The organism is Mycolicibacterium llatzerense (assembly GCF_000878195.1).
In the GTDB taxonomy this organism is placed as follows: Bacteria; Actinomycetota; Actinomycetes; order Mycobacteriales; family Mycobacteriaceae; genus Mycobacterium; species Mycobacterium llatzerense.
The window spans coordinates 26,748-33,414 of record NZ_JXST01000054.1; the positions used below are offsets into that span (position 1 = coordinate 26,748).

Consider the following 6,667-nt stretch of genomic DNA (forward strand, 5'->3'; position numbering starts at 1 on the left):
CGGGCGTGATAGCGGCCACCCTTCTTTGAGTCCCATCAGCATTACGGAAGGTAGGGAGCGGGCGAGCCAGCCGGCGCACCCTCGGGATCGTCAGGGCCTCCGCTCGGCTACGCATCGACGGTGAACGCGTGGGCGTAGTCGTCGGCGCCGAGGTGTTCGTACACATGGGTGGTGGTAACTCGATTCCAGTGGTGTCCGAGGAGGATTGCCAGTCCAAGGGGCCCGATGAGGAACAGATGCATGTTCTCGGCGCGGGAATGTCGGCGAGCCAGGTCCCGCACGGCGACGGCGAGGCTGTTGGCGGCCACGGGGCTGGTCACCGCGCTGGGGCCTGCGCCCCGCGCGGGCGTGACGGTGAGAATGGTGCTTACCGGCAAGCCCGCGTTCTGGATCCACTCAGCTGCCACGTCGGCTGCATTGGCGGCGACGTTGACAATGAGGGCGATGTCCGGCCCGGCGCCGATGGGCCGATCGCTTACGTCGAGTTCGTAGGGCGTGGTGTTTTCATGGCTGCTCCACAAGTGATCTCCCTGACGCACGCCGACTTCGAATCCGAGCACGCGACGAAGTTCACTGCCGACCAGGAAGCCGGTGGCTTGCCGCATGTGGCCGCCGACGAGGATGCGGCGGGCGCCACCGAGGTCGCCAGGGATGGCGGCGATGTCGGCGGCGAGGTCGGCCCATGTGTGTGGGGGTCGGGGAGCGATGCGTTCCCATGGTGTGTCGCCGTCGATGCGGTCGACCCAGTCGATGCTGGCGCTGGCTTGGTCGGCGAGGGCGTCGTGCTTGATGGTTGCGATGGAGATCGTCGTCCATGGCGAGCCTGCGTGGAGTTCCAGGGTGGTGACGGCCTCGGCGATGTCGGAGAGGGAGAGGCGGCGGTGGCCGGCGATGACGTGCTTGGCCACCCAGTCGGTGCCGCGGTCGACGGCAGCGTCGTCGGATCGTAATCCGTTGGCGGTCATCAACAAACTGATCTCGAAGCGGAGGCGGGGAATGTCGTAGGACACGTCGAGGTGGAAGCCTTCGAGGAAGTTCATCAGGATTGGTTCGACCACCTGGGCGGCCGCAGCCCAGGCAGTTCGCGCGCGTCCTCGCTCGGACTGTGGCCCGCCTTGGGCGGCTCGAGGCATCAGGCGGTTGTCTCGGCCGTCGAGGTCGCGCAGCAGGACGTCGGTGGGGTCTAGGGTGCGGTTGGTGACCAGACGCATCTCGACGGGTGTGCCGTCTTTGGTCAGTGACTTGTGCGCGGCGAGCATCTTTTTCAGGACCTTCTCGTCGTCGAGGTAGTCGAGGTTGAGTGGGGTGCGGTGGTCGACGGCGTACTTCACCTGGCTGTAGGAGTGCGGTGGCCGTTGTCGGTGTCGGACGACGTCGTCGCCGTTGCCCACGCAGGGTTCCTCGATGCCGACGGCGATGGTCGGGTTGTCGGTGTTCTTCGTCAGATCGTGGTGCAGGGCTTCCATGCATGCCCGCCAGGCGTGCAGCCATTGATAGTCGTCGCCGGCGATCCTGGCGCCGGTGGCGCTGGGCATGTCGTTGCCGCTCACGTGTTCTCCCGCATGGTCGAGGGTGGCTGGTTGAGCTTCGTCATGGCGAATCGCGGGCGTCGTCGGCGGTTGGTGTCGGTGGGATCAGATCGCCGGTGAGCGTGACGGTGCAGGCGCGGGCGGTCAGGCCGATGATGCGGCGTGCGTCGAAGGTGTGTCCGTCTTCGGTTCTGCGGACGATGATCTGGGTGGGATTGGGCTGTCGTGGATGCGTGAGGGAGATCAGGGCCAGGGTGGTCCGGTCGGTGCAGCTGGGGCCGACGTCGTGGGGGTGGGTGTGCCAGTCGCCGAGGTAGCCCAGACGATGGTCACGTGCTCGGGCAACTAGGACGGCTTCTTGAGTGGTCCCTGCGGGGATGCGGTAATGAGTGCGACCCCGGTCGGAGCTGCTGATCTCCACGGCGACGGTTATCCAGGGATGGCCGTCGGTGTGGACACCAACCAGGATGCCGCCTGTTTCGTTCGGGTGGGCTCGCGCGGCGGCGGTGGTCATGGCCGACTGCGCGGTTTCGCTCATGAAGAGTCGAGCGCTGGCGTTCATGGGCACTCCGACGGTTCGGCGTCGATGGGATCGAAGGTGCCGGTGCGGTCAAACGGTGCGTCCATGGGGCGGAGCACCGTGATGCGTTCGTCAGGGCGTTCCCGGCGGTGGGTCAATTCGTCGATCGCGGCGGCCGCGAGGTCGGAGGCGGTGACGAGTACGGCCCCTGGTGGGGCGTTGTTGACTGGGGCGGTGCAGCCCAATTCGAGGAATCCAGCTGTGTCCGAGGACTGTTCGTCCGGCGGCAGTGCGTGGTATCGCGGGTCGTCCGGGCGACTGGCGATCGGGGTGTCTTCGCCGCTTTGGCGCTGCACCCGAGCCATTGCCCCGTGGTGAAACAGAGCGCCGACAATGAGTGGAACGTGTTGACGTCTGCAGATGTCGGCGAGTGCGGCGGTCATGGGCAGGACCCCGGTGCAGTCGATGACCAAGTCGACGCCACCTACCGCGGCGGTCAACTCAGCAGGGCCGTAGGGAAGGTTGTCATGGCAGGTCACCCGAGTCCACGGCGCGTGTTGCTCGACGATGACGGACACCCCATGGGTCTTGCGGTATCCCACGAAGTGGCGCGTGCCGACGTGGCGGACGAGGTTGGTGCTGCTCAGGTGATCGCTGTCGTGCAAGCGCACGGTGCCCACACCGCTGGACGCCAGAGCGACCGCGAGGTGGCCGCCGACCGACCCGGCGCCGGCGACCAAGACCACCTTGGGGGCGAGCATCTCCGCGTCTGGGCCGGCGCGGCGCCGCAGCGCCGTCGGGTCGTTGGCCGTGGCGGCCATTGCAGCTGAGTGAAGTGCGTCGCCACTGCCGGCGAAGCCCAACACCACCGCGTCGTAGTCGTCGTCGTGCCGTGGCCAGGCGAGTACGACGAAGTCGTGCCCCCCGCTGGGCTTGGTGAAGTCGGTCTCGGATCGGGTTGCCAGCCCACGCCTGAGGTTCTTGCGCTGGCGGCGGGTCAGGGCGTCACGGAGCTCGTCGAAGGTGCGCGGTGGATCGATGCGGTCGGCGCACAGGTAGAACGCGCCTTCGAGGATGGGGCGTCCGAGTGTGCGGGGGTCCGGTCGGTTGCCTTGCTCGATGAGCAGCGTGGTGCCCTGCATGGTGCCGTAGACCTCGGCGGTGTAGCCGCCGGTACCACCGTCGATCAGAGTCCGAAACGGCAACTCGCCGCGGTAGGTGGTGCTTTGGGTGGCGTAGAGCCGGTAGGCGTCCAGCGCTCGGTCCGCGGCCCGGAACCCCGCGGCGGCCGTGGCAGCCCATTGGTCGAGCCGATCCCATAGTCCTTCGAGGTCGCGTCCCTCGATCTGGGCTGGGTCGTCTTCGGCCCACAGGCAGATGACGTCATCGGCTGCATGATCAGTCCGTAGGCCTGCGACGATGACGTGGGCGTAGCGCAGGGGCCAACCAGGGTAGACCTCGATTCGCATGCGGGTGGCTTGGGTCAGGGTTCGGAGGCTGGGGCGGCTGGGGCCCGCCCAGCACGGGCGTCCCTCTACCCTCGTGGGTTCGAAGCCTGCGTTGACCAGTCCCGCGCAGAACCGGTCGTAGGCGGCGTCGTCATAGGTGTCCACCTCCCTACTCAGCGCGCAACGGCGGTACTGGTGGCGAAACCGCGCGGCTGGTTGCTGCCCAAGGCGCCGACGGCAGTGATCGATCCGATCGGAAATCCTGCCGCGTCACAGCCCTCGGGCAGCGGCAGCACCTGTCCGCGTTCGTTGGACCCGAGGATGTCGCGCCAGATCTTGGCTGCCCGGCATCGCTCGGCGTCGAGTGCTTCACGCGCCTGACCGGCCAAACGGTCGAAGGTACTGGCGGCGTTGGTCCACTGCCACGGATCGAGGGCGGGCTTCAGCGGAGTGCCGAGTATCGGGTCGGGCAAGCCGCCGTCGGCGCTGTCGGCCAACCGCGCGGCGACGTGCTCCAAGGTCGAGGCCAGCATCTCGGCATAGGAGGTGCCGTCGATCAGCTGGTCGTTCCATGCGTAATACGCGGCGATCTCGACGAACAGCCCACCGGGGCGCTGTCCCGGGAGATGGATGTGTCGCACTTGCCGCAGCAGGCGCACGATCGGCCGATACGCGTTCACCCCGCCCACCGTCGGGCTCCAGGATGCGGTGGCCAGCGTGTTGGTGTCCTCGGCGAACTGCACGGGGTTGGTCGTGATCCACCGCTTGTCGTCGTTGTCCCACTTGTCGCGGTCGCGGTTGGGTATCGCCCAATGCTCTTGCCGGGGCACCGCCGGGACGGCGTCGATGGCGAACGCATCCTGGCTGAAATGGTCTTCGGGTTCGGGGAATTCGATCTTCAACGACCGTGATTGGCGGGTGATGCGCCCACCTTCATCCTCGCCCTTGACGCCGTAAGCCTCGACGAGAACCCGCTCCACGGCGTCGTACACCTTCTCCGGGCTGTGATGCACCGACAGTTTGGTGAACCGGAGGAACACGTCGACGTCCTTACCGGGGTACCGCGCGGTCTGGCGCCCGTAGGAACCGATGAGCCGGGTGTCGATGCCCCAACCGCTCAGCTCGGCATCCTCCTCGAGTAGCTCGCGGACTTCGGTGTGCGCGGCGATCGCCCGGTCACGCTTGTCCCCGTTGACGGTGACGTTACGCACGGCTTGCGCAAATTCCTCGGTGAGCGTCTGCATGAACGATGGTCCTCCCCTAGTTCGACACAACGATAGGTCTCGCCCCCGACACCTTTGCTACAGCGGCCGCCCCCACTGCTGGGTTATTGGCATGTCTTTGTCATTTACGGGGTCGGACCGGGCGGCACGATTGGCTCAGTCGACCCACCGCAGCCTCATGACGGAACGCCCCGCTCAGCGCCGAGGACCCGAAAAATCTCACTCTGATGTCCAATTGGACATCAGGTGGACATTTCACTCGAGGATTGGACATCAAACTTGCAGCACTGTCGAGATGCAGCGAAGATTGACAGGACACGCCTGGCTACTTTCACAAGACTCGGGCGTGTCTCCGGGGCTTGTCAATCTCCGTTGCAGAGAGCCGGTCGTGGTGCCTCACGGTCGTTCTTAAGTGGCGGCATAGCTTGCAGCTGACATGCGGGGAAGTGCAACCAGCCCTAGTAAGTTCGCTTATGCGTCGTGGTTCTTAGTGCCGCGAACCATGTGACGGTCAGTTGGATGCCCGCACGTCGGGCATGTCTCGGCAGTAGCCAATGGGACGGTGTGTTTCACCGATTGCGTCATTGGAAGGCACGACAGGTGCAGCTACGGTGTGCAGCATTGATCCAAACCAACAGCCGGCGCCGCATCGGCACCTCCAGATCGATGATTGGCCCCTTGTTGAGCGCGTCCTGCTACCCCTGCTCCTTTGCCGCTTCCGCTGGCGACGGGGCGGTTTCCGGCGTCGGCGCGTCGGTCAGCGCAAGTAGCAGGTCGCTGAGCGGGCCGACGGGGTACTTTTCAAGTTCCCAGAGGTCGAATGACTGCACGACCCAGAAGAACCCGAACAACCCGATGCACGCTGCCTCTACACCAAGCACACCGAGTGGTTGCTCCCAGAACTTGAATAGAAATGCACACAAGAGCGCAACTACCATCAGCGCGGCGGTGGCGAGATACAGCGCGACATACCTGCCCCGTTTGTTTCCTGTTCTCCGCCGTGCTGCGGCATACACCGCGTAGTGCAGCACGACCAGGATTACCGCGACGAACATGGCGATGGCGGCAATGTTGTGCCGCTGCTCGGAGAACGACTGCCATTCCATTGTGAACGCAACGAAATAGGCTATGAGCAAGGCGCCCAGAAGGTGCGGCAGCCACCTTTCTAGACAGGACAGCAGCGCTGCCACCCTGGCCAACGCCCATCGGACAGGCCCACCGAAACGCCGAATGACGACGGGCGGATCGATCTCGTACTCGTCGGGCGGGTCGGGATGTGTTAGGTGGACAACGCCGTAGAACGCCACGCCGACCACGATCGCTATCACCAGGGCCAGGATGTTGTTGTCCACCCCGATCGTGGGGTCGAAGGGACTCGGGACACTGGCCCGGCAAGTCAGTGGGCTCTTCGTTGGTGCGAGCGCGACCGCGAAGGCGAGTACTCCCGCGAAGTTGAGTAAAACGTCCTCCGTGCGGGTACTGCCCTTATAGATGATGAGGCATACGCCGACTGCGCATAACGAAGCCACGAACGCCGCGTGTGAGGCGGTGTAGAAAGTCGCGCTGATCGACCCTTGCCAGCAGCCGGCAGACAATCGGGTCTCGATGACCGATGCACCGAGGAATATCACCAACGCGACGAGCGCAATTCGCAAGGCTCGATAGGTGGACTTTGCGTCGTCAGGGGTGAAAGACATGAGCGCAAGTTAGCAACGACAGCAAGCAAATGATCGATGATTGGACCAAATCGGTTCGCATTGTCCATAGCGCTCCGACGCGAATGCCGCCGCTAAGCCGATAACACCCGATTATGTCAACCTAATCACTGCATTTTCATCCGATGAATCACGCAGCAATCGTGTGACTCTCGCCTACCGACCCGGTACCCATGGATGAAACAGCCTGGACACCAGGGGTTTTCGGTGGATGCGAACGAGTATGCATGAC

At 64.6% G+C, this 6,667-nt stretch carries 5 protein-coding genes; all 5 read right to left on the bottom strand.

What is annotated here, in order from left to right:
* Positions 1 to 107: 107 nt before the first annotated feature.
* The 5 genes from TL10_RS26510 to TL10_RS26530 all read right to left on the bottom strand — a co-directional run bounded on the left by TL10_RS26510 (position 108) and on the right by TL10_RS26530 (position 6,417).
* Positions 108 to 1,550: an SAVED domain-containing protein gene (locus TL10_RS26510; RefSeq protein ID WP_052506555.1), complete on the bottom strand. Its 1,443-nt coding sequence runs from the start codon at positions 1,548 to 1,550 to the stop codon at positions 108 to 110.
* A gap of 40 nt (positions 1,551 to 1,590) precedes the next feature.
* Complete coding sequence (locus tag TL10_RS26515; RefSeq protein ID WP_043988006.1) at positions 1,591 to 2,091, bottom strand: M67 family metallopeptidase; 501 nt, start codon at positions 2,089 to 2,091, stop codon at positions 1,591 to 1,593.
* Positions 2,088 to 3,662, bottom strand: coding sequence for a HesA/MoeB/ThiF family protein (locus TL10_RS26520; RefSeq protein WP_043988007.1), 1,575 nt, complete (start codon positions 3,660 to 3,662; stop codon positions 2,088 to 2,090). The genes TL10_RS26515 and TL10_RS26520 overlap by 4 nt, the downstream gene beginning before the upstream one ends.
* Before the next feature lie 8 nt (positions 3,663 to 3,670).
* Positions 3,671 to 4,741 carry a nucleotidyltransferase domain-containing protein gene (locus tag TL10_RS26525; protein WP_043988008.1) on the bottom strand — a complete coding sequence of 357 codons (1,071 nt, stop codon included), beginning with the start codon at positions 4,739 to 4,741 and terminating at the stop codon, positions 3,671 to 3,673.
* Positions 4,742 to 5,415: 674 nt separating this feature from the next.
* On the bottom strand, positions 5,416 to 6,417 hold the full coding sequence (locus tag TL10_RS26530; protein ID WP_043988009.1) for a hypothetical protein: 1,002 nt from the start codon (positions 6,415 to 6,417) through the stop codon (positions 5,416 to 5,418).
* Positions 6,418 to 6,667 lie beyond the last annotated feature (250 nt).